The sequence below is a fragment of the Tistrella mobilis genome, assembly GCF_041468085.1.
Lineage (GTDB): Bacteria > Pseudomonadota > Alphaproteobacteria > Tistrellales > Tistrellaceae > Tistrella > Tistrella mobilis_A.
The window spans coordinates 4,532,971-4,554,130 of record NZ_CP121017.1; the positions used below are offsets into that span (position 1 = coordinate 4,532,971).

Sequence of the window (21,160 nt, forward strand, 5' to 3'; positions counted from 1 at the left end):
TCAGCCTCCCCTGCTTTCGAAATCGATCCGCGGATCGATCGCCACATACATCAGATCGCCGATCAGGTTCAGCAGCAGTCCGATCAGGGTGAAGATGAACAGCGAGGCGAAGACCACCGGATAGTCCCGGTTGAGCACCGCCTCGTAGGAGAGCAGCCCCAGCCCGTCGAGCGAAAAGATCACCTCGATCAGCAGCGACCCGGTGAACAGCAGCCCCACAATGGTGGCGGGCAGGCCGGCGACCACGATCAGCATGGCATTGCGGAAGACATGGCCATAGAGCACGCGGTTTTCGCTCAACCCTTTGGCCCGGGCCGTGATCACGTACTGCTTGCCGATCTCGTCCAGGAAGGAGTTCTTGGTGAGCAGGGTCAGCGTCGCGAAGCCGCCGATCACCAGCGAGGTCACCGGCAGCGCCAGATGCCAGAAATAGTCCAGAATCTGCTGCCACCAGGGCAGTTCCGCCCAGTTGTCGGAAACAAGGCCGCGCAGCGGGAACCACGAGACCACCGACCCGCCGGCGAAGACCACCACCAGCAGGATCGCGAACAGAAAGCCGGGCACGGCATAGCCGACAATGACCAGTCCGCTGGTCCAGACGTCGAAGGGCGTGCCGTCGCGCACTGCCTTCGCGATGCCGAGCGGAATGGAGACCAGATAGATGATCAGCGTGCTCCACAGCCCAAGCGAGGCGGAGACCGGCAGTTTGTCGAGAATCAGCTCCACCACCGGCGCATTGCGGAAGAAGCTGTCGCCGAAATCGAAGGTCAGATAGCTGCCCATCATGTCGACGAAGCGTTCGACCGGCGGCTTGTCGAAGCCGTAAAGGGCGCGGATTTCCTCGACCAGCCCGTCCGGCAGACCGCGGGCGCCGCGATAGTCGCTGCCGGACATCGACGGGGCGGCAACCTCGCTGCCGCCTCCGGAAAACCCTGCGGTGGCGTCGGACTGGGCCCCGCTCAGCGTCGCCAGCATCTGTTCGACCGGTCCGCCGGGGGCGAACTGGACGACGGCGAAGTTGATCACCATGATGCCGAACAATGTGAGCGGGATAAGGGCCAGACGGCGCAGGACGTAAGCGAACATCCGTGACCGGGCCCCCTGTCAGCGCAGGCCGTAGCGGGCGGCGAGCGCGTCATCCACCCACCAGGTATAAAGATCGATGCCGTAATCCGGCAGCACCGGCGGGCGCCCGAACTTGTTCCAGTGCACGATCCGGAAGGCCGGAAGGTGGAATTGCGGAATGACGTAGTCGCCCCAGAGCAACACGCGGTCCAGCGCCTTAACCGCCGTGACCAGACTTTGCCGGTTGTTGGCATCGATCACTTTCTGGATCAATGCATCGACCACCGGGTTCCTGATCCCGGCATAGTTGCGGCTGCCGGGCCGGTCGGCGGCTTCGCTGCCCCAGAATTCCCGCTGCTCGTTGCCGGGAGACTGCGACTGCGGCCAGATCTCGGTGATGATGTCGTAATCGAAGGTCTGCAGCCGGTTCTCGTACTGCGCCGCATCCACCTGCCGCACCGTCGCCTCTATGCCGAGCCGGCCCAGGCTGCGGGTGATCGGCATCACGATGCGTTCCTCGGCGGCATCCTGGATCAGGAACTCCATCCGCACCGGAGAATCGGCATCGGGGGCGAAGAGCTTGCCGTTTCTCACTTCGTAGCCGGCCCTGGCCAGGATGTCATAGGCGGTCTTCAGCCCGTCACGATTGGCGCCGCTGCCATCGGTCTTGGGCACGGTATAGGGCCTGGTGAACAGATCCGCCGGCAACTGGTCGCGATAGGGTTCCAGCAGCGCCAGTTCCGCCCCCTCGGGAATGCCCGAGGACGCCATGTTCGAGTTCTCGAAATAGCTGTCGGTGCGGGTATAGGCGCCATAGAACAGGGTCTTGTTCGACCATTCGAAGTCGAACACGTATTGCATGGCCCGGCGGACCGCCGGGTCCTGGAAGATCGGGCGACGCGTGTTCATCACCAGCCCCTGCATGCCGGTCGACAGCCGGTGCGGGATGGTATCGAGCTTCAGCTTGCCGCTCTCCACCTCGGGCATGTTGTAGGCCGTGGCCCAGCGCCGGGCGCTGTTCTCAACCCGAAGGTCGTACTGCCCGGCCTTGAACGCCTCCACCGAGACCTCGTCATCGCGGTAATAGTCGGTGACGATGCGGTCGAAATTGTACCGGCCCACATTCACCGGCAGGTCTTTGGCCCAGTAATCCTTCACCCGCTCCATCACCAGCGTGCGGCCGGCTTCGGCGCGGGCAACCCTGTAGGGTCCGCTGCCGGGGATCGGCTCCAGCGTGCCGGCGCCCAGATCATGGCTGTCCAACCAGGCCTTAGGCAGCACCGGCAGCTGCCCGAGGATCAGGGCCAGTTCACGATTCTTCGTGTTGGCGAAGCGGAAGCGGACGGTGTGGTCGTCCAGCACGTCCACACCCGCCACATCGGCATAATAGATCCGATAGGTCGGGTGGCCCTTCTCACGCAGCTGCCCGAAGGTCGCCGCCACGTCGGCCGCGGTGATCGGCGTCCCGTCGTGGAAGCGCGCCTCGGCGCGGATGGTGAAGGTCACCGAGGAATTGTCCGGCGCCTGATCGATGGTCTTTGCGATCAGCCCGTATTCCGAAAACGGCTCGTCCAGGCTCTGTACGGTCAGCGTGTCGAAGGCAAGGCTGACCGGCGCCGGGAGGCCACGCAGCGCAAAAGGGTTGAGGCTGTCGAAAGTGCCCCGGGCAGCGCTCCTCAGCGTGCCGCCCTTGGGTGCCTCGGGATAGGCATAGGCAAAGTGATCGAAATCGGCGGGATATTTCAGATCCCCATACATCGATATGCCATGCGACGGCTCCGCCGAAGCCTGGCTCGACAGAACCGGCGTGAAGGCGGCGACGCTTCCGGCCAAAAGGCCGCCCAGCACCAGTACCACCCGGGCGGGGCGACGCCATCCGCGTCCCCGCATCCGTTGTTCGACCATCACCTGTCGTCATCCCTCCGGTCGGTGACGCTATCCCTCCATCCGCGATGATAGGGCAAGTTCAGACCAAGGCCAGCATTTCCAGTGCAATCCGGTGCGCGCGCGGGTCGCCGGCGGCCAGCACACGGCCATCCCCCGCCAGCCCCAGCGGCCGCCCCGACCAGTCGGTCACCACCCCACCGGCGCCTTCGATTACCGGCACGAGTGCGCACCAGTCGTATGGTTTCAGATCCACTTCCGCCACGAGATCGATCAGCCCGAGTGCGAGCAGACCATAATTGTAGCAGTCCCCACCCCAGAGCACGTCGGTCACCCGTCCGGCCAGCCGGTCGAAGCGGGCGCGATCGTCAGGCCCGAACATTGCAGGCGAGGTCGCGGCAAGCCGGGCCAGCGCCGGATCCTCGCAGGCGCGGGTGCGGATCGGCCGGCCGTCGAAACAGCTCTGCCCACCCGTAATGCCCCACCAGCGCTCCCCCGTGCCGCCGGCATCGATCACCCCCAGCACCGGCCGGCCGCGGAAACACAGCCCGACCAGCGAGCCGAAAGTGGGGCGACCGGTGATGAACGAGCGGGTGCCGTCGATCGGGTCCAGCACCCATTGCCAGTCCGCCGCCTCACGCACCCGGCCGTGCTCTTCGCCGAAGATGCCGTGATCGGGCAGCTCTGCCTCAAGGATGCGGCGCATGGCCGCCTCGGCCTCGCGATCAGCCAGCGTTACCGGGCTCTGATCGGGCTTCACATCCACCGGCACGGCGGTACGGAAATAGCGCCGGGCCTCCGCCCGGGCGGCATCGGCCAGCCGGAAAGCCACGGGCAGGAAGGTGGCGGCGTCTTCGGCGACACGGGTCGGGGTCATGTAGCGCACAAGGCTCCGAGATGACGGCTCCGAGGGAGCGGGGGCCGGAACGACAACGCCCGCCGGGTCCGCATGGGACCGGCGGGCGTCGCAAAAGATGACCGGGCTGGGCGGGGGATGCAACCCGGCGGCCATGTCGCCGGGATCCCGCAACCAGGCCTCAGCCGGCGTTCTGCTGGGCGGCGGGCTGCTCGGCAGCCGGCTGCTCACCACCTTCAGCCGCACCCCCGGCCGGCGCCGCCGGGATTTCCTGGGGCGCATCCGACTGGCTGTTGAGATAGGCAATGACGGCGGCGCGATCCTCGACCTTCGACAGGCCGGCGAAGGACATTTTGGTGCCAGGTGCGAACGAGGCCGGCTTGGTCAGGAAGTGGTCGAGCTTCTCGAAGGTCCACTCGCCGCCCATGCCCTTCAGGGCGTCGGAATAGGCGAAACCTTCGGCCGAGGCGATCGGGCGGCCGACAACGCTCCAGAGCTCGGGGCCGACCTTGTTCGGGCCGCCCTTCGAATCATCGTGGCAGGCGGTGCAGCGGGCGAAGACCTTCGCGCCGGCCTTGGGATCGGCACTGGCCAGTGCCACTTCGAACGGCACTTCCTTCGGCGCCTCGGCGGCGGCATCGGTGGCGACGCCTTCGATCACGTAGGCGTTCTTCTCCAGGTGTTCAGGCTCGTACACCATGTCGGAGACGACACCCACGACCATGGCGAACAATGCCGCCGTCAGGAACGCGGCCATCAGCTTGTTGAATTCGAAGCCTGACATGCCCAATCCTCTTCCACACGACGCCCGACGGCCCTTGACATGCATTCCGGACAGCAGGGCACGGGTCGACACGGATCCGGCCGTGCCGCAGGTTCTTGATGAGCGCCGCAATCTCCGGAGCGGTCCCGGCGGAGCCCGCGGCCGACGGATGACATGCCCGTCGATCTGCGGATCCGGCCCGTCCCAGCGGAGGGAATTCCATCAGGCGGCGGCCGCACTTGCGGGAGCGTCCGGACACCTTCGGGAAGCGTTACGGCACGGGTTTATGGGTCACGCCGCAGATGCGGCCATGACGGGCGAAGATTAGCCACTTCCCCCGCTTCTGTCCAATCCCTATAAGGGTTCCAGGGGCTCCGGTTCCATACGAGAGGTCGAGCCTGCGTCACATGGTCGCAACCTCCGGTCCGGAATGTGGACGCCCGCCTGTCCCATCGTCGAGGCTGAGAATGAACCCTCTGGTCGTGATCCCCACCCGTCTGGCCGCCACCCGCCTGCCGCGCAAGCCGCTGGCGGACATCAACGGCCGGCCGATGATCCTGCATTGCCTCGACCATGCCCTTGCCGCGGGCGTGGGCCCTGTGGTGGTCGCGGCAGGGGATCAGGAGATCGTCGACGTGGTGGAAGCGGCCGGCGGCACCGCGGTGCTGACCGATCCGGCCCTGCCGTCGGGGTCCGACCGCGTCCAGGCCGCGGCCGAGATCTTCGACCCCGACCGGCGCCATGACGTGATCATCAACTTCCAGGGCGACATGCCGGCGCTGGACCCGGCGCTGCCGCGTGCGGCGCTGGAGGCGCTGGGCGATCAGGCCGATATCGCGACGCTCGTGGTCGAGACCTCGGATCCGGCGGTCCGCGCCAACCCCAATGCCGCCAAGGCGGTGCTCTCTATGGCGCCGGGCAGCCGCATCGGCCGGGCGCTCTATTTCACCCGCGCCAACGCCCCCTGGGGTGACGGACCGGTTTACCATCATATCGGCTTCTATGCCTTCCGGCGCGGCGCGCTCGACCGCTTCGTCTCGCTGCCGCCCAGCCCGCTGGAGCTGCGGGAGCGGCTGGAGCAGCTGCGCGCCCTGGAAGCGGGGCTGCGCATCGATGCCGCCATCGTCGACACCGTGCCGTTCGAGGTGAACGCGCCCGAGGATCTTGAGGTCGCCCGCCGGCTGCTGAAGCCCGCCGGTTGACGACGGGGCCGGGCCGGACGCCAGGCGGGTACGACACCCGCGGCATGCGGGGGCGATGGACAGATGCAGCGGGCGGGCGCAAGATGCCGGCCCCTGACACTCCAGCCGGAATTGACCGATGCCCGCCGCCCAGGACACGCCCGCCACGCCAGCCCGTTCCATCGCCTTCCAGGGCCAGCCCGGTGCCTATTCCCACATGGCGTGCCTGGAGATGTTTCCCGAGCTGGTGCCGCTGCCCTGCCCGACCTTCGCCGATGCGATTGAGGCGGTACGCGAGGGGCGGGCCGATCGGGCGATGATCCCGATCGACAACACGCTGGCCGGTCGCGTCGCCGATGTGCACCGGCTGCTGCCGACCTCGGGTCTCCATCTGACCGGCGAGCACTTCATGCGGGTCAGCCACTGCCTGCTCGGCGCCCCCGGTGCCCGTCTCGATCAGGTGAAGACGGCGCTGAGCCACGTCCACGCTCTTGGCCAGTGCCACCGCTTCATGGAGGCGCACGGCATCCGGCCGGTGATCCATTCCGACACCGCCAGTGCCGCCGCCCGGGTGGCGGAGCTGCGTGACCCGGCGGTTGCCGCCATCGCATCCCGGCTGTCGGCCGACATTTACGGCCTCGACGTGCTGGCCGAGGCGATCGAGGATGCCGAGCACAACACCACCCGCTTCGTGGTGATGATGCGCGAACCGGTGATCCCGGCGCCGGATAACGGGCTGGTCGTGACCAGTTTCCTGTTCCAGGTGCGCAACGTGCCGGCAGCGCTCTACAAGGCGTTGGGCGGCTTTGCCACCAACGGCGTCAACATGACCAAGCTTGAGAACTACCTGATCGACGGCGCCTTTACGCCGGCGGTGTTCTATGCGGAGATCGAGGGCCATCCGGAAGACCGGGCGGTGGCGCTGGCGATGGAGGAGCTGGGCTTCTTTTCGACCGACGTCCGCATCCTGGGCGTCTATCCGGCCAGTCCGCGCCGGCAGCAGGATCCGGACGCCACCGCCCGCTGACGGCCCGTCACGGTCACCCCTCTCACAGTCACACGCGGAGATCTGCAGGCCATGGGTGGCAGCGGAATGGGTGCGGGCCTCGCCTGGGTGCTGCTTGCCGGCGCCATCATGGCCGAAATCGTCGCCACCACCTCGATGAAGATGTCGGCCGGGCTTACCCGGCTCGGGCCGACGGCGGTGATGGTTGTGGGCTATCTGATTGCCTTCGGCCTGCTTGCGGTCGCGCTCAAGCGGATCGAGATCGGTGTCGCCTATGCCATCTGGTCGGGAGTGGGCACGGCAGCCATCGCCACCATCGGCGTATTCGCCTTCGGCGAGAGCATGAACACCATCAAGCTGGTCTCGCTGGGCTTGATCGTACTGGGCGTGATCGGCCTGAACCTGTCGGGCGGCCACTGAGCCCACCTCGTCTGTTGAGCCCGCCTCGCCCCGGCGTGTCGCGCGCCGCCGGGGGGAAGCGGGCAGGCTCAGTCGCGACCGTCGCGCAGATCGCGGATATCGCCGATCACCACCAGTGCCACGGCCGGCCCCTCGCCCAGATTGGCGTATTGATGCGCGACATGGGCCTGATAGAAGATCGCATCGCCGCGCTGAAGCACGTGGTTGATGCCGCCGACGGTGACGCCCAGCCGGCCTTCGACGACCACCAGATATTCCTCGACGCCATAGCGGTGGCCGACGAAAGGCCCTGCCGTCGCCCCCTGGGGCACGGTCACCTGAACCAGATCCAGCCCGCGTGACGGGAAGATCGGTGACATCGACCGGCGCTCGAAACCGGTTTCGGGGTCGACGAAGGCTGCCTGATCGGCCCGGCGCAACACCAGCACGTCGTGGCGGTCGTGTTCGCCCAGCAGGCTGGAAATGGTGACGCCCAGCCCGGCAGCCAGCCGCGCGACCGTGGCCGCCGAAGGGCTGGCCTCGCCGCGTTCGACCTTGGAGATCATCGACTTCGAGACGCCGGCCTTCTCGGCCAGCGTCTGCAGGGTCATGCCGCGGTCGCGGCGAAGCTCGCGGATGCGCCGGGAGACACGGCTCTCGATCTGGCCCGCCTCGCCTGGCGCAACGCCGTCCTCCTCGTCTTCGGGTACAGGCCCGGTGTCGTCGATGCTCATGATGTTCCTCGGGGTCGCTGACGCTGATCCGGTCGTCGCCAGCGCGTTCGGGGGCGCGCCGCCGGAAGTGGCCCGAGGATAACCGCGGGGACCGGTCCCGGTCCAGGTACCGTGAGGGTCCGGGTGGAATTCTGTCCAATGGCGACCGCAGCCTCTGCTGCAACCGACGTTTTCACCCCCCGAAACGGCAGCGGCGGCCGCAGAGCCTTCCGCTCCACGGCCGCCGCCGGATCATCGGGAACGTCCGATCAATAAGCCTGATCGCGTGCCCAGGCGAAATACAGATCCCAGGCCCTGCGGGCGATCGGTCCGGGCTGAAGATTACGATCCTCGATCCGGTTGACGCTCGCCACCTTGTTGAAGTTGCCGGTCGAGAACAGCTCGTCGGCATCCTTGAGCTCGTCATAGGTGATCGAGCGCTCGACCACCTCGATACTGTCGGCGGCGAACAGCTCCATCACCCGCTTGCGAGTGACGCCGGCCAGGAAAGTCCCGTTCAGCTTCGGGGTGTGGACCACGCCGTCCTTGACCATGAACAGATTGGCCGAGGCGAATTCCGCGACATTGCCCTCCGGGTCGAGCATGACCGGATTGTCGATGCCGCGGCGCGCGCCCTCGTTGAGCGCCCGGCCGGTCATCGGATAAAGACAGGCCGCCTTGGCATCGGTCGGCGCCATGTCGGGGCCGGGCCGACGATAGGGGCTGAGCCCGGTCGAGAAGCTGCCCATCTCGTTCGAGAACGGGATGGCGAACACCGTCATGACGAATTTGGTGCTGTCGGGGTTCACCTGAACCATGCCGTCATCGGCATACATCACCGGACGGATATAGGTCGCGACATCCCGCGGGAAGCGCTTCACGCCATCGATTGCCGTACCGATCACGGTATCGAGATCGACCTTGGGTTCCAGTTCGAAGGACCTGGCCGAGCGGAGCAGGCGGGCGCAATGGCCCTCCAGATCGGGGACCACGCCGTCGAAGGAGCGGGCGCCGTCGAAAACCATCGAAGCGAACTGGTAGCCCTGGGACATCGGTCCCATGATCGGCGGATTGCCTTCGACCCAGCGGCCGTCGATATACGACCAGGCCGCCAGGCTCGACAGATTGGCGAAAGCCATGGGGTGCTGCTCCTGCACAAGCGAAGCCGCTGCCGGTCGCGATCCTGCACGGAAGCGGCGGGCCCGCGAGGCACGGCCCGGATCGAAACCGGGAGGCTCGGGAGGGTCCGGAGGCTCGGGCGCCGGGGGCGGGGCAACGGGACGTCGAGACACCGGCCCCGCCCTCTCCGTAGGGGAGGCCAGGCAGCCGGTATGTTCTGAATGAGAGCATACTCCCTTGCCGCCCACTGTCAAAGCGAAGCAGTCAGCGTTTCATCGCGTTAAACGTTCTTTTTCGCCGCCCCGCCCCAACCTCAGAGACCGGCGCGTTCGCGCAGGATCCGCGCCGGTGGCACACGAAGCGCGCCAGCCACCGCCATAAGCCCCACTGCCAGGGCGAGGCCGATGCCCGCAAGCATCGATGCCGCCACCGGCACGCCCGAAAAGACGAAATCGATCTCCAGCAGCCAGCGGGTGATCGCCCAGGCAGCAAGCGTGCCGCCGGCAGCGCCGATCGCCCCTACCACGACCGCCACGATCAGGAACTCTATGGCAAGCCCGGTCGCAATGGTCCGACGCGAAGCGCCCACCACCTTCATCATCACCGCGTCGAAGCGCCGCTTGGACTGGGCAGCCAGCACTGCCGCCGCCAGCACCAGGGCGCCAGCCGCCAGCACGGCGATCGCAGTGATCCGGACAGCACCGGCCACGCCGTCGATCAGCGCGCCGGCCTGACGCACGGCATCACCGACGCTCACCGCCGAGACATTTGGGAAACGATCGGTGACATCGACCATCAGCCGTTCCGCCGCCGCCGGATCGCCCGAGATGGTGGCGATATGGGTGGCCGGCGCGCCGGCAAGCGCCCCCGGCGACAGCACCATCACGAAGTTGAGCGACAGGTCCAGCCATTCGATGCGCCGGAGATTGGCGATCTCGACCGTGATGGTCCGCCCCAGGACCAGAACATCCAGACGGTCACCGATCTTCGCCCCCATGCCCCGGGCCAGTTCGTCGTCGATCGAGACCAGTGGCGGGCCGGCATAGTCGGCCGGCCACCAGCTGCCCTCGGTCAGTCGCGTCCCTTCGGGCATCTCGGCCGCCCAGGACATGCCGACCTCGCCGCGGATCGCCCAGCGCTCGCCCTCGACCACGTCGTTTTCATCGATCACCTGGCCGTTCAGCCCCCGGATCCGGCCACGCAGCGTCGGCATGCGGGCAAGGTTTTCAGGCCCCACCGCATCGGCCGCCAGACGATCGAAGACCGGGACCTGATCGGGTTGAATATCCAGGAAGAAGTATTGCGGCGCCCGTTCCGGCAGGCTGCGATCGATCAGCCGGGTGAGATTGTCCTGCACCAGGGCAAGGGCGGTCAGGACCATCAGCCCCGCACCGAGTGCTGCCGCAATCTCGGCCGTGGGTGCGCCGGGCCGGCGCAGCCCGGCGACACCCAGGCGCAGCGCCGGCCGCCCCGGCACCCGCACCCGCCGTGCCACAGCCGCGATTCCGTTCGAGGCTGCGCGGAACACCAGCAGCGCCACCGCGATCGAGAGGATGGCGACCGCGGCCAGTATCGGATCGGCCGCTCCCCCCACGACCAGGGCCACCACCAGCGCACCCGCGGCAAGCCCGGTCAGCACGCCCCGGCGGCCGGTGCGGGCGGCCAGCGGCACCACCGCCGCCCGCAGCAGATCGGCCGGCCGCACGCCCGAGGCGCGCCCGAGCGCCGGTGCAGTGAAGGCGATCGCCACGCCGGCGCCGATCAACGCAGCCCGCATGAGCGGCAGCAGATAGAGATCGGGCAGAATCGGCGTCGGCAGCAGCCCGTTGGCGAAGCCGGCGGCGATCCAGGGCACGGTGGCGCCGGCAACGACACCGATCAGGATGCCGAGTGCCGCCACCACGGCCATCTGGATCATGTAGACCATGAAAACCGCGGCCGGGCCCAGGGCCAGCGCCTTCAGCACCGCGACGGTACGGGCCCGCGCCTCCAGATGCGCCCGGGCGGCACCGGCGACGCCGATGCCGCCGATGGCGAGCGCGGCCAATGCGACCAGTTCCAGATGGGTCGCCAGCCGGTCGACGAAGCCGGCGAGGCCGGGATTGGCCCGATCGAGCGTGCGGGCCCGCCAGCTCTCCGCCGGCCAGGCCGCCTCCAGCGCCTCGACCGTGGCGGTGGGGGAGACAGCGGCGGCCAGCAGGGCCCGGGTCATATGGCGCGAGATCGTGCCGGGGGCGTCCAGCCCCGCCCGGGCGAGCCCGGCTTGCGAGATCACCACCCGGGGGCCGAGCGCAAAGCCGAACCCGCCCTGGTCGGGCTGGGCGATCAGCCGGCCGCGAATGGTGAAATCGGCCCCGCCCAACTGCACGACATCGCCGGGGGCAAGCCGCAGCCGCGCAAGCAGGGTGCCCTCGGCCACCAGACCATCGGCCCCCAGCGCCGCAGCCGGCGCGCCGGCAATCGGCGGGTCGGTCTCCATCCGGCCCACCAGCGGATAGGCCGCATCCACCGCCAGCACCTGGACCAGGGCCCGGTCGTTCACCGGCGCCCCAGGTGCAGCGTCGCCGGCGCGTGCCCGGGCCTCGTCGGCGGGCAGGCGCACCATGCCGCGCAGGTCGACCACGGCCGAGACCGCCTCGGATCGCGCCGTCAGGTCGGCGCGGACCGGTCCGGGCAGCGGCCGGCCGGTGGTGGCGAGTTCCAGATCACCCCCCAGCAGGGCACGGGCATCACGGGCCTGCCCCGCCACAACCGCAGCATCCAGCGCGCCGATGCCGGCCATCGCCGCCACCCCCAGCGCCAGAGAGGCGAGCACGATGGCGAAGCCGCCGACCCCCCGGCGCAGGTCGCGCAGGGCAAAGCGGATCAGCGCCCGCCAGGGCAGGCTACGACCGGACGGCACCACTTGTGCGGTCCGGCCGGCGGTGGTCTCCCCCGCGCTCATGCCGGCGCCTCGGCCGGAAGGCCGGCCGCTTCCGACAGCCGGCCGTCTTCGATCCGCACCACCCGGTCGGCACGACGGGCCAGGGCCTCGTCATGGGTGATGACCATGACCGCGGCCCCGGTCTCGTCGCGATAGCCGAACAGCGCATCCGAAATCAGCCGCGCCGTCGCCCGGTCCAGATTGCCGGTCGGCTCGTCGGCAAGCAGCAGTGACGGACGATGGACAACCGCGCGGGCAAAGGCGACGCGCTGCTGCTCACCACCCGACAGGGCCGCCGGATAATGATCGAGACGATGGCCGAGCCCCACCCGCTCCAAAGCGGCACGGGCACGCTCATCGGCATCGGCGGCCCCGGCCAGTTCCAGCGGCAGGGCGACGTTCTCGCGCGCGGTCAGTGTCGGAATCAGGTGGAAAGCCTGGAAGACGATCCCGATATGTCGGGCGCGGAGCCGGGCAAGGCCGTCCTCGTCGAGCCGGCCCAGATCCTGGCCCGCAATCTCCACCCGGCCGGCGCTTGCCCGCTCCAGCCCCGCCACGATGGCGAGCAGCGTCGACTTGCCTGCGCCCGAAGGCCCCAGCACCGCCAGCGTTCGCCCGGCTTCGAGATCGAGATCGACCGATTTCAGCACCTCGACCGCGGCGGATCCGCGACCGAACGACACCGACACCTGTTGCAGCCGGATCATGAGATTGAGGAGCCTCCAAGACGTGACCCTGTTCCGACCGACCGATGCCGGCCGCCGCGACCGTCCCCGCCATGCGCTGAGCACGGATCATGCCCCCCGCACGGACGGATCTCCGTCGCCATATGGCGCCGGTCCGGGCGGGATCAAACCGAAAGACGGTGCCGACGCATCGGCGGTGTCGGTTTCCCCACACGCTTCTCTCTCACGCATCGGCGGCGGATGTCCGACGCGCCGGACGGTACTCGGATTGATCGGCCTCGGCCTCGCCGGTCTGACACTCCCTTCCGGCAGAGTACACGCAGCAGGAAGCGATCCTCTGATCCTGGCGCTCGGCGACAGCCTGACCGCCGGCTATGGCCTGCCGGAAGGCGAGGGCCTGGTGCCGCAGCTTGCCGCCGCCCTGGCCGCCGCCGGCAGGCCGGCGCAGGTGGAGAATGCCGGTGTCTCGGGCGACACCACGGCCGGTGGCCGGGCCCGGCTCGATTGGGCACTTGGGGGGTTGCCCCGCCAGCCGGATCTGGTGATCGTTGCCCTCGGCGCAAATGATGCCCTGCGCGGCATCGCACCCGAAGAGGCTAAAGCCAATCTGGGCGCCATCCTCGACACGCTCGGCCGCAAGGGTCTGCCGGTGCTGCTGGTCGGCATGCTGGCCCCGACCAATTGGGGACCGGACTATCGCAACGCCTTCGATGCGATCTATCCCGCCCTCGCCGAGGATCATGACGTGCCGCTCGATCCGTTCATCCTGGAGGGCGTGGCGCTGGAACCGTCGCTGGTCCAGCCCGACGGGCTGCACCCGAATGCGGCGGGCGTGAAGAAGATGGCTGCACGGCTGGCACCGGTGGTGATCCAGGCACTTGATCTCGGGAAGGCGCCCAAATTGCGTGACTAATATTGCACATTGAAGCGCAGGCTGTCCAGCGCCCGCAGGAATGCTAGGATCGCGTCAGGAATGCGCCGCGCCGGCAGCCTGTCCCGACCGGCGGCAGACGATACGGAAGGACGAGGAAACCCATGGAGCTTTCGGGCGAATACCGCATCCCCGCCGCCCCAGAGACGGTCTGGGCAAAGCTGGTCGATCCGGCGGCGCTCAAGGACTGCATTCCGGGTTGTCAGTCGGTCGAGCAGACCGGTGAGAATCAGTATGCCGCCGTCGTCACTGCCAAGATCGGCCCGGTGAAGGCGACCTTCAACGGCCAGGTCACCCTGTCGGATTTCGATCCGCCGAAGAGCTACCGGATTGCAGGCGAGGGCAAAGGCGGCGCCGCCGGTTTCGGCAAGGGCACGGCCGATGTGACACTGGAACCCGATGGCGAGGGCGGCACCATCCTGCGCTACACCGCCGATGCCCAGGTCGGCGGCAAGATGGCCCAGCTCGGCGCCCGGCTGATCCAGGGCACCGTGCAGAAGCTGGCCGATGAATTCTTCGCCAAATTCGCCGAACTCGCCGCGGCAAGCGAACCTGCAGCCCCGGCCCCGACCGCCGCGGCGGCCGACACGCCGCCCCCTCTGCCCGAGCATGGCGCCCCGGTCTCGCCAGCCGCCGCCGGGATGAGCGCCGGCATCTCGCCGGCCGCGGCGGCCATCGGCATCACCGGTCATGCCGGCCACGGCCACGACGATCACGGCCATGACGATCACGGGCACGGACATGGCGATCATGGCCATGGGCACGGCAAAGGCGCAAACCCGTTCGTCTGGCTGGGCGCGCTGGTCGTGGTGTCGCTGGTGATGGTGCTGCTGTTCGGCTGAACCCGCGCCTGCTCCGGGGCGGCCATACGGCGAAGGCCGGGGCCGCCCCTCAGCCGATGACGCGCAACCCCGCCCGAAAGCGTGCCGCATTGCGGACATAGCCCTCGGCCGAGCCTTTCAGCATCGCGAGCGCCGCCTCGTCGAGGGGCCGGACCGCTTTTGCAGGTGAGCCGAGGATCAGGCTGCCCTCGGGGAACTCCTTGCCTTCCGTCACCAACGCATGGGCGCCGACCAGACAGTTGGCGCCGATCCGGGCGCCGTTCAGGATGGTGGCGCCGATGCCGATCAGGGCGTTGTCGCCGATGGTGCAGCCATGGACTATGGCGTGGTGGCCGATGGTGACGCCGGTGCCGATGGTCAGGGGCACGCCCCGGTCGGTGTGGAGCGTGGCGCCGTCCTGGACATTGGTGCGGTCGCCGACCGCGATCAGGTCGTTGTCGCCGCGCAGCACCGCGCCGAACCAGATGCCGACATCCAGCCCCAGCCGTACCCGTCCGATGACATGGGCATCGGGGGCGATCCAGATCCGGGCCGGATCGGCAATCTCGGGTTCCAGGTCGTCCAGGGCATAGAGCGGCATCGGCAGGGTCTCCTCTGGCGGGTGGCGGGCGGTCCGGTCAGTCGACCGCCCCGGATGCAGGCGCCGTCACGACGCCCGCTGCCAGGATATCGCCGATCTCCGCTTCGGAAAGTCCCGCCTCGCGCAGCAGCTCGATGCCGTGCTCGCCCGCAGCCGGAGGCTGGCGGCGCAGGCCGGGCCGCCCGCCGGGCAGATGCACCGGCAGGGCCGGTATGCCGGCCCGGGCGGCGGCAGGCCCCCCGGCCCGACCTTCCGACGCCGCAAGCTCCACATCCAGCAGCCCGCCCGAGGCCAGAAGATGCGGGTCGCTGAACAGGTCCGACGGCTTTGCGATCGGCGCGAAGGGCACGCCCAGCCGGTCCAGCCGCGCCATGGCCTCGGCCTTGGTCATCTGCCGGAAGGCCTCCGCCACCCGCGGCAGGAAAGCGGGCCGCGCCGCCGCAAGTCGCGGCACATTGTCCAGCGCCGGATCGGCCAGCAGATCCTCCAGGCCGAAGGCCGTGCAGAAGGCGCGCCACTGGCCCATGCTCACCACGCCGGCAAAGATCTGTTCACCCGGCACGGCCGTGTCGAATACGTCATAGACCGGCCAGGGCTTGCGCATGCCAGGGTCGCCAAAGGGTTCAGGGTCGGCATCCTCGATAGCGGCGCGCGCCATGTGCTGGGCGACCAGGATCATGTTGGTCTCGAACAGGCCCGACTGGACCAGCCCGCCCCGGCCGGTGGTCTCTCGCGCGCGCAGCGCCGCCAGGATCGCGATCACGCCGAACATGCCGCCCATGATGTCGTTGACCGAAGATCCGGCACGCAACGGCCGGCCGCGCGGCCCGGTCATATAGGCAAGCCCGCCCATCATCTGCACCACCTCGTCAAGCGCGGTGCGGTGTTCGTAAGGTCCCGGCAGAAAACCCTTCAGCGCGCAATATACCAACCCGGGGTTGATATCGGCCATGGCAGCCGGGCCCAGCCCCAGCGCTTCCATGGCACCGGGGCGGAAATTTTCGATCAGTACATCGGCATCTTCCGCCAGCCGCCGGACCAGGGCCACGCCTTCCGGCCGCTTCAGATCGATGCACAGGCTGCGCTTGTTGCGGTTGAAGGTCGGGAAGAAACCGATCGCAGCCCCGGTCAGCCGGCGGGTGGCATCCCCTGCGGGTCCCGGCTCGATCTTGACCACATCGGCGCCCAGATCCGCCAGAATCATGCCACAGGACGGCCCCATGACCATGTGGGTGAATTCAAGCACGCGCAGACCGGCAAGCGGCAGGGCGGGCGTCTCCGGGGAAGGGCCGGACAGATGGGAAGGGGCGGACAAGGCGGGATCCTTTTGAAACGCGGAAGGCCGGATAGCGGATATCCGGATCAGTCGGTCTTCCGCCAGGTCGGCGGAATGCCGGCAGCGGCAACCCGGCCGTGCAGGGCCTCGCCGGGCAGGCCGGCCGACAGCAGCTCCCGCGCCCGGATCAACCGGTCCAGGTCGATGCCGGTGTCGAAGCCCTCGGATTCCAGCAGATAGACCAGATCCTCAGTGGTCACGTTACCGATGGATCCCGGTGCGAAGGGGCAGCCGCCGAGGCCGCCATGGGCGGCATCGAAACCGCGCACCCCCTCTTCCAGCCCGGCCAGCACATTGGCGAGGCCGGTGCCGAGCGTGTCGTGCAGATGCAGATTGCCGAGCGGCACCACGCCCAGTTCGGCGCGCACCGCCCGCACCAGCCGGCGGACCTGACCGGGGGTCGCATAGCCCAGCGTATCGGCCAGCGCCACCGCATCGGCCCCGGCCCGGGCCAGCGAAACGGCGGTGTCGATCACGTCCCGCTCCGGCACCACGCCCTGGCGGGAACAGCCGAAGGCGGTTGAGATGCCCGCCTCGATCCGTGGCCGGTCGGGGCCGCAATTGTGCAGGCGGGTCACGATCTCGGCGACCGCCGCCACCTGGTCGGCGCGGCTGCGGCGGACATTGGCCTGGCTGTGCGCCTCGCTGGCCGAGACCGGCAGGATGATGGTGGTGGCGCCGGCCGCGATCGCGGCTTCGACACCCTTCATGTTGGGAGCAAGCACCACAGCACGCAGGTCGGGATGGGTGGCGCGGACCCGGGCGGTGACCTCGGCGGCATCCGCCATCTGCGGCACCAGGGCGGGCGGCACGAAGCTCGCCACCTCCATCTCGCGGATGCCGGCCGCCACCAGCGCGGCGATCCAGGCAAGCTTGTCGGCCGTGGCCATCACGGCACCGGCATTCTGCAGCCCGTCGCGCGGGCCGACCTCGCGCACGATCACCGGGGCGCGCCGGCGCGTCTCCTGCGTCATCTCCTGATCCTCCCATGCACCTGCGGGCGCAGGCCGTCTGCATGCGGCTTCCGGAAAGAGTGGCTCCTCAGAACACGAAGGAGAATCGCAAAAGCACGAAGGCCTCGTCCGCCATCCACGGATTCTCAGCCCATCTCATTCAGACCGGCAAGATGATCATGCAGCAGCCGCGCCGCGGGGGGCAGCACGGCGGGAGCACGGCCGACCAGCCGCAGGCGGCGATGTGCCCAGGGCTCTGCAATCGCCACGCCCACCAGGCCCAGCGCCGGCGAGAAGATGTCGAACACACCGTCGGGGATGACGGCGACGCCCTGACCGGCCGCCACCATGCGGATGGCGCTGTCCACCGTCGCCACGCGGAAAGCGGTGCGCGGGCTGAGGCCGGCACGCTCAGCCATGTCGTTCAGCAACAGGGTGATGGCACCGCCCTCGATGATCTCGATCAGCGGCTCATGCAGCAGCTCCCCAAGGCTGACCCCCTCGCGGCCGGCAATCGGGTGACCGGCCGGCACCACCGCCAGCAGCCGGTCGCGGCCCCAGGGCCGGCCGGTCAATCCTTCGGGGAGGGCAGTGCCGATGGTGATGATCCCCAGATCCGCCCGCCCCTCGACCAGTTCGCTCAGAATGGCGAGACTTGTGCCCTCGATGAGATCGACCTCGATACCTGGGCGGGCGCGGGCGAAAGCGGCCAGGGCCTGGGGCAGAGGATGGCCGGCCACCACCGACATGGTCGCCGCCAGCCGCACCCGGCCGAGCCCGCCGCCGGCCACCGCCCGCAGGTCATCCGCCAGACGGTCGCCGAAGGCGAACATTGCCCGCGCATGGCGGGCCAGCACCTCCCCCTCGGGTGTCGGAGTAACGCCCCGGGCCACCCGGTCGAGCAGCCGCACCCCAAGTTCCGCCTCCAGATCCTGGATGCGCTTGGCCGCAGCCGAAACCGCGATGCCACAGCGCCCGGCGGCCCGGGTAACGCTGCCACAATCGATCGCCGCCAGCAGGATCTGCAGGCTCCGCCAGTCCGGGGGCAGGGTCATGCCGGCCCGTCACCATCGTCTCCGCGACCGTCGGTTGCGGGCGCATCATCGGTCTCGATCGCATCCACCCGGTCGGGGTAGAAGGCGACCCGGCCGCAGATCGATGCCATCGCCGGCAGTGGATCCTCGTAACTCCAGACGGCGTTCTCACCACGCGCACCGGCCGCGGGGATCGAGAAACAGGCCGCCTCGCCCTTATAGGGGCACCAGCTGGTGTGGCTGGTGCGGGCAAGCGCGCCCATCGCCACATCGGCGCGCGGCAGGTAGAAGACCGGTGGATAGTCGGCCTCCTTCAGCACCACCGCCTTGCGGCTGTCGGCGATCACCCGGCCGCCGGCGCGCACCCGGACCCGGCCGGGCCAGGCAGTGACGGTGATCGGATGATCGGGCCCGGGGACCCGGACCGTGCGTGTTCCGGTCATGGCCTTCAGCTCCTTTGGCTGGCAGGGGCAGGCGCCCTCGACGGCGCCCGATCGGATCTGGCAGATCTGGGCATGACCAGGGCGGGTCGGCAAGGGGCGGGGGGCCGGATCATTCCCTCTGCCCGGCGGCTGATCATCCTGCGGGTGATCAATCCCGCCCGCGCGGCTATGCTGGTGGCCATGCCCCGAAAAAGCCCGGACCGGATATGACCGAGATCGCCCCTGCCGAGACTGCCGCCCCGACCACCCCCAAGGTGCAGGACCATCTGATCCCCACGCCCAGGGGCCGGATCTTCACCTGCAGCTGGACGCCCGCCGGTTCCGAGGAAGGGGCTGAGGGCGGTGGGGTGCCCATTCTGCTCTTCCATGATTCGCTCGGCTGCGTCGCGCTCTGGCGCAGCTTTCCGGAACGGCTCGCCGCCGCCACCGGCCGGCGGGTGATCGCCTATGACCGGCTGGGCTTCGGCCGTTCCGATCCCCATCCCGGACTGCTGCCGGTCGATTTTATCGCCGCCGAGGCGCGCGAGGCGGTGCCGGCGATCTGTGAAGCGCTCGGCATCGACGGCTTCATCGCCTGCGGCCACAGTGTCGGCGGCGGCATGGGCATCCACACTGCCGCCACCCTTGCCGAGCGCTGCCGGGCGCTGGTGACCATTGCCGCACAGGCCTTCGTCGAGGACCGGACCATCGCCGGGATAGAGGTCGCCAAAGCCGGCTTCCAGCGGCCTGAGGAGCTGGCAAAACTCGCCCGCTATCATGGCGACAAGGCGCGCTGGGTGGTCGACGCCTGGACCGAGACCTGGCTGTCACCCGTCTTCGCCGACTGGACGGTGGATGCGGCCCGCGCCCGGGTGCGCTGCCCGGTGCTCGCGATCCATGGCGAGCTTGACGAATACGGCTCGACCGAACATCCCCGCCGCATTGCCGGCACCACCGGCACCGCACGCATCCTGGCCGGCATCGGCCATGTGCCTCACCGCGAATGCGAGGCCGAACTGATCGGGCTGATCAGCGGCTTTCTGGCCGGGGCCGTGCCGGCCGCGGACTGATCTGCCGCCCGGCCGTCACCCGCGCGACCAGTGCCGGCGGGATCACCGGATTGACGATCTGGATCAGCACCAGCAGCCCCGTCCCGATCCGCCCCGCCAGAAAGGCGAGCAGAGAGCCCATCAGCACGGCGTGCAGCAGCACCCCGCCCGCAACCGTGCCCGCAACCGCCCGCCGGCCCAGATCGGGCCGGCCCAGTGCCATGCGGAAACTCCACACCGACAGCGGCAGAAACAGAACCAGCGCGGTCACCAGACCGGGGTTATAGGCCCCCTCCACCACGGCCGGCACCAGATGGGCCATGGTGTTCACCGCCGGCACCCCCAGCCAGGCCAGCGCCAGCGCCGGCCGCCGCCGCCCCAGCAGCGCACAGACGGGCCCCGCCAGCCAGACCACCGGGATGTTCACGGCGGTGATGAAGGCCTCAGGGATCGGACAGGCGGCGGGATCCGGAAAGCCGAAGGTGGCGCACAGCATGCCCCGGAAGGCATAGGGCACCCCCAGCGCATCGACGCCGTGCTCCTCCACCTGATGGAACAGATAGGCCAGCGTCCCCGCCCAGCACAGCCAGACCGGATCCCGCCAGCGCGTGACGGAACGGTCTCCCCGCAATCCCCCACCGGCCAGCGCGATCGCCAGCGGCACCGCCAGCACCAGCCCGATCCAGGGCCAGAGGTGCGAGAAGGTCATGGACGGGGAGAAGAGATCGGCGACGGGCATGGGGGCATCTCCGTCATGTCTGGCGCTTGCGTTTTCCCGGTGCCCGGTGCGCCGGCTGCCATGACTGCGGCTCTACGGGAGTCATAGTATGACCTGCCGCCCGTTCCACGGCATCATGGTTCAGCCTCGCCTTGAAGATTAACCTTGAAGGTGTATATGAATGTCTGTCAAGCTCAAGCCGCATCACTCTCTGGCGGCTGCCGGCTCCTGTGATTGCCGGAAGGCGGCGATGACCGAAACGCGTATTCACCCCGAAACCGGCAAGACGCTCCGACGCGATGTCCGTCCGCAGACGGTACGATTCGGGTCGATGTCGCGGCGTGTTGACGTGCCGGGCTGGTACCCCGACGACGACAGCGATTCCATCCACTCCGGCACCGATCTCGCCGAATCCGACCGCGCCTTCCAGGAGCTGAAAGCGGCCTATGCCGCACATGTTCGCAGGGTCCGCAAGCGCCTGAACCTCACCCAGGAAGAAGCCGGCCACCTGATCGGCGGCGGCCGCCGCGCCTTCCAGAAATACGAAAGCGGCGCCATGCCTCCGAGCGATGCGGCCGTGGGTTTGATCGAAATCCTCGCCCGACATCCGGAGGAGGTGGAGTTTTTGAAAGTGATGCGGGCGGAGAGGTAGATTTTCCACAAGAAAAAGCTTTTAAGGCGATGGCCGTCGCAGGCTGCA

At 68.7% G+C, this 21,160-nt stretch carries 21 protein-coding genes; 7 read left to right on the forward strand and 14 right to left on the reverse strand.

Going from position 1 to position 21,160, the window contains the following annotated elements; all coding sequences use genetic code 11:
- The 4 genes from P7L68_RS26030 to P7L68_RS26045 form a co-directional block, all read right to left on the reverse strand.
- Positions 1–1,086 (reverse strand): microcin C ABC transporter permease YejB, encoded by a 1,086-nt coding sequence (locus P7L68_RS26030; RefSeq protein WP_372002701.1) that lies wholly within the window; start codon positions 1,084–1,086, stop codon positions 1–3.
- Positions 1,087–1,104: 18 nt separating this feature from the next.
- Positions 1,105–2,970: an extracellular solute-binding protein gene (locus P7L68_RS26035; RefSeq protein WP_372002702.1), complete on the reverse strand. Its 1,866-nt coding sequence runs from the start codon at positions 2,968–2,970 to the stop codon at positions 1,105–1,107.
- Between the two features lie 61 nt (positions 2,971–3,031).
- Positions 3,032–3,826, reverse strand: coding sequence for an inositol monophosphatase family protein (locus P7L68_RS26040; protein WP_372002703.1), 795 nt, complete (start codon positions 3,824–3,826; stop codon positions 3,032–3,034).
- 160 nt (positions 3,827–3,986) lie between these two features.
- Positions 3,987–4,589: a cytochrome c family protein gene (locus P7L68_RS26045; protein WP_372002704.1), complete on the reverse strand. Its 603-nt coding sequence runs from the start codon at positions 4,587–4,589 to the stop codon at positions 3,987–3,989.
- A gap of 446 nt (positions 4,590–5,035) precedes the next feature.
- Here P7L68_RS26045 and P7L68_RS26050 point away from each other — a divergent pair, with 446 nt between their 5' ends.
- The 3 genes from P7L68_RS26050 (at position 5,036) to P7L68_RS26060 (ending at position 7,175) form a co-directional block, all read left to right on the forward strand.
- Positions 5,036–5,770: a 3-deoxy-manno-octulosonate cytidylyltransferase gene (locus P7L68_RS26050; protein WP_372002705.1), complete on the forward strand. Its 735-nt coding sequence runs from the start codon at positions 5,036–5,038 to the stop codon at positions 5,768–5,770.
- A 118-nt stretch (positions 5,771–5,888) separates the two neighbouring features.
- A complete protein-coding gene (locus P7L68_RS26055; protein ID WP_372002706.1) occupies positions 5,889–6,776 on the forward strand; it encodes a prephenate dehydratase in 888 nt (295 codons plus the stop codon).
- A 51-nt stretch (positions 6,777–6,827) separates the two neighbouring features.
- The gene (locus P7L68_RS26060) at positions 6,828–7,175 is read left to right on the forward strand and encodes a multidrug efflux SMR transporter (RefSeq protein WP_372002707.1); all 348 of its coding nucleotides are present in this window, start codon (positions 6,828–6,830) and stop codon (positions 7,173–7,175) included.
- A 68-nt stretch (positions 7,176–7,243) separates the two neighbouring features.
- Here P7L68_RS26060 and P7L68_RS26065 read toward each other — a convergent pair whose 3' ends face one another.
- The 4 genes from P7L68_RS26065 to P7L68_RS26080 all read right to left on the reverse strand — a co-directional run bounded on the left by P7L68_RS26065 (position 7,244) and on the right by P7L68_RS26080 (position 12,616).
- Positions 7,244–7,888 (reverse strand): helix-turn-helix domain-containing protein, encoded by a 645-nt coding sequence (locus P7L68_RS26065; RefSeq protein WP_372002708.1) that lies wholly within the window; start codon positions 7,886–7,888, stop codon positions 7,244–7,246.
- 248 nt (positions 7,889–8,136) lie between these two features.
- A complete protein-coding gene (locus P7L68_RS26070; protein ID WP_372002709.1) occupies positions 8,137–9,006 on the reverse strand; it encodes a branched-chain amino acid aminotransferase in 870 nt (289 codons plus the stop codon).
- A gap of 293 nt (positions 9,007–9,299) precedes the next feature.
- On the reverse strand, positions 9,300–11,930 hold the full coding sequence (locus P7L68_RS26075; RefSeq protein WP_372002710.1) for an ABC transporter permease: 2,631 nt from the start codon (positions 11,928–11,930) through the stop codon (positions 9,300–9,302).
- Positions 11,927–12,616, reverse strand: coding sequence for an ABC transporter ATP-binding protein (locus tag P7L68_RS26080; protein ID WP_372002711.1), 690 nt, complete (start codon positions 12,614–12,616; stop codon positions 11,927–11,929). Before P7L68_RS26080 ends, P7L68_RS26075 begins: the two co-directional genes overlap by 4 nt.
- 247 nt (positions 12,617–12,863) lie before the next feature.
- On the opposite strand from P7L68_RS26080, the gene P7L68_RS26085 reads away from it, so the two are divergent.
- Complete coding sequence (locus tag P7L68_RS26085; RefSeq protein WP_372002712.1) at positions 12,864–13,508, forward strand: arylesterase; 645 nt, start codon at positions 12,864–12,866, stop codon at positions 13,506–13,508.
- Between the two features lie 122 nt (positions 13,509–13,630).
- Positions 13,631–14,368: a CoxG family protein gene (locus tag P7L68_RS26090; RefSeq protein WP_372002713.1), complete on the forward strand. Its 738-nt coding sequence runs from the start codon at positions 13,631–13,633 to the stop codon at positions 14,366–14,368.
- A gap of 49 nt (positions 14,369–14,417) precedes the next feature.
- On the opposite strand, the gene P7L68_RS26095 is transcribed toward P7L68_RS26090, so the two are convergent.
- The 5 genes from P7L68_RS26095 to P7L68_RS26115 form a co-directional block, all read right to left on the reverse strand.
- A complete protein-coding gene (locus tag P7L68_RS26095) occupies positions 14,418–14,948 on the reverse strand; it encodes a gamma carbonic anhydrase family protein (RefSeq protein ID WP_372002714.1) in 531 nt (176 codons plus the stop codon).
- Between the two features lie 37 nt (positions 14,949–14,985).
- Entirely contained in the window at positions 14,986–16,176 is a 1,191-nt protein-coding gene (locus P7L68_RS26100; protein WP_372006966.1) for a CaiB/BaiF CoA transferase family protein, read from the reverse strand.
- 134 nt (positions 16,177–16,310) lie between these two features.
- A complete protein-coding gene (locus P7L68_RS26105) occupies positions 16,311–17,258 on the reverse strand; it encodes a hydroxymethylglutaryl-CoA lyase (RefSeq protein WP_372002715.1) in 948 nt (315 codons plus the stop codon).
- Positions 17,259–17,383: 125 nt separating this feature from the next.
- Positions 17,384–18,292 carry a LysR family transcriptional regulator gene (locus tag P7L68_RS26110; RefSeq protein ID WP_372002716.1) on the reverse strand — a complete coding sequence of 303 codons (909 nt, stop codon included), beginning with the start codon at positions 18,290–18,292 and terminating at the stop codon, positions 17,384–17,386.
- Entirely contained in the window at positions 18,289–18,714 is a 426-nt protein-coding gene (locus P7L68_RS26115) for a DUF427 domain-containing protein (protein WP_372002717.1), read from the reverse strand. Before P7L68_RS26115 ends, P7L68_RS26110 begins: the two co-directional genes overlap by 4 nt.
- A 206-nt stretch (positions 18,715–18,920) precedes the next feature.
- Here P7L68_RS26115 and P7L68_RS26120 point away from each other — a divergent pair, with 206 nt between their 5' ends.
- Positions 18,921–19,763 carry an alpha/beta fold hydrolase gene (locus P7L68_RS26120; RefSeq protein ID WP_372002718.1) on the forward strand — a complete coding sequence of 281 codons (843 nt, stop codon included), beginning with the start codon at positions 18,921–18,923 and terminating at the stop codon, positions 19,761–19,763.
- Here P7L68_RS26120 and P7L68_RS26125 read toward each other — a convergent pair.
- Positions 19,723–20,481: an HXXEE domain-containing protein gene (locus P7L68_RS26125; RefSeq protein WP_372002719.1), complete on the reverse strand. Its 759-nt coding sequence runs from the start codon at positions 20,479–20,481 to the stop codon at positions 19,723–19,725. The genes P7L68_RS26120 and P7L68_RS26125 overlap by 41 nt on opposite strands.
- A gap of 229 nt (positions 20,482–20,710) precedes the next feature.
- On the opposite strand from P7L68_RS26125, the gene P7L68_RS26130 reads away from it, so the two are divergent.
- Positions 20,711–21,112: a type II TA system antitoxin MqsA family protein gene (locus P7L68_RS26130; RefSeq protein WP_372002720.1), complete on the forward strand. Its 402-nt coding sequence runs from the start codon at positions 20,711–20,713 to the stop codon at positions 21,110–21,112.
- The last annotated feature ends 48 nt before the right edge of the window (positions 21,113–21,160 follow it).

Coding starts and splice junctions, on each gene's coding strand:
- P7L68_RS26030 (WP_372002701.1), bottom strand. CDS start 1,086: ATGTTCGCTTACGTCCTGCGCCGTCTGGCCCTTATCCCGCTCACATTG.
- P7L68_RS26035 (WP_372002702.1), bottom strand. CDS start 2,970: ATGGTCGAACAACGGATGCGGGGACGCGGATGGCGTCGCCCCGCCCGG.
- P7L68_RS26040 (WP_372002703.1), bottom strand. CDS start 3,826: ATGACCCCGACCCGTGTCGCCGAAGACGCCGCCACCTTCCTGCCCGTG.
- P7L68_RS26045 (WP_372002704.1), bottom strand. CDS start 4,589: ATGTCAGGCTTCGAATTCAACAAGCTGATGGCCGCGTTCCTGACGGCG.
- P7L68_RS26050 (WP_372002705.1), top strand. CDS start 5,036: ATGAACCCTCTGGTCGTGATCCCCACCCGTCTGGCCGCCACCCGCCTG.
- P7L68_RS26055 (WP_372002706.1), top strand. CDS start 5,889: ATGCCCGCCGCCCAGGACACGCCCGCCACGCCAGCCCGTTCCATCGCC.
- P7L68_RS26060 (WP_372002707.1), top strand. CDS start 6,828: ATGGGTGGCAGCGGAATGGGTGCGGGCCTCGCCTGGGTGCTGCTTGCC.
- P7L68_RS26065 (WP_372002708.1), bottom strand. CDS start 7,888: ATGAGCATCGACGACACCGGGCCTGTACCCGAAGACGAGGAGGACGGC.
- P7L68_RS26070 (WP_372002709.1), bottom strand. CDS start 9,006: ATGGCTTTCGCCAATCTGTCGAGCCTGGCGGCCTGGTCGTATATCGAC.
- P7L68_RS26075 (WP_372002710.1), bottom strand. CDS start 11,930: ATGAGCGCGGGGGAGACCACCGCCGGCCGGACCGCACAAGTGGTGCCG.
- P7L68_RS26080 (WP_372002711.1), bottom strand. CDS start 12,616: ATGATCCGGCTGCAACAGGTGTCGGTGTCGTTCGGTCGCGGATCCGCC.
- P7L68_RS26090 (WP_372002713.1), top strand. CDS start 13,631: ATGGAGCTTTCGGGCGAATACCGCATCCCCGCCGCCCCAGAGACGGTC.
- P7L68_RS26095 (WP_372002714.1), bottom strand. CDS start 14,948: ATGCCGCTCTATGCCCTGGACGACCTGGAACCCGAGATTGCCGATCCG.
- P7L68_RS26100 (WP_372006966.1), bottom strand. CDS start 16,176: ATGGTCATGGGGCCGTCCTGTGGCATGATTCTGGCGGATCTGGGCGCC.
- P7L68_RS26105 (WP_372002715.1), bottom strand. CDS start 17,258: ATGACGCAGGAGACGCGCCGGCGCGCCCCGGTGATCGTGCGCGAGGTC.
- P7L68_RS26110 (WP_372002716.1), bottom strand. CDS start 18,292: ATGACCCTGCCCCCGGACTGGCGGAGCCTGCAGATCCTGCTGGCGGCG.
- P7L68_RS26115 (WP_372002717.1), bottom strand. CDS start 18,714: ATGACCGGAACACGCACGGTCCGGGTCCCCGGGCCCGATCATCCGATC.
- P7L68_RS26120 (WP_372002718.1), top strand. CDS start 18,921: ATGACCGAGATCGCCCCTGCCGAGACTGCCGCCCCGACCACCCCCAAG.
- P7L68_RS26125 (WP_372002719.1), bottom strand. CDS start 20,481: ATGCCCGTCGCCGATCTCTTCTCCCCGTCCATGACCTTCTCGCACCTC.
- P7L68_RS26130 (WP_372002720.1), top strand. CDS start 20,711: ATGACCGAAACGCGTATTCACCCCGAAACCGGCAAGACGCTCCGACGC.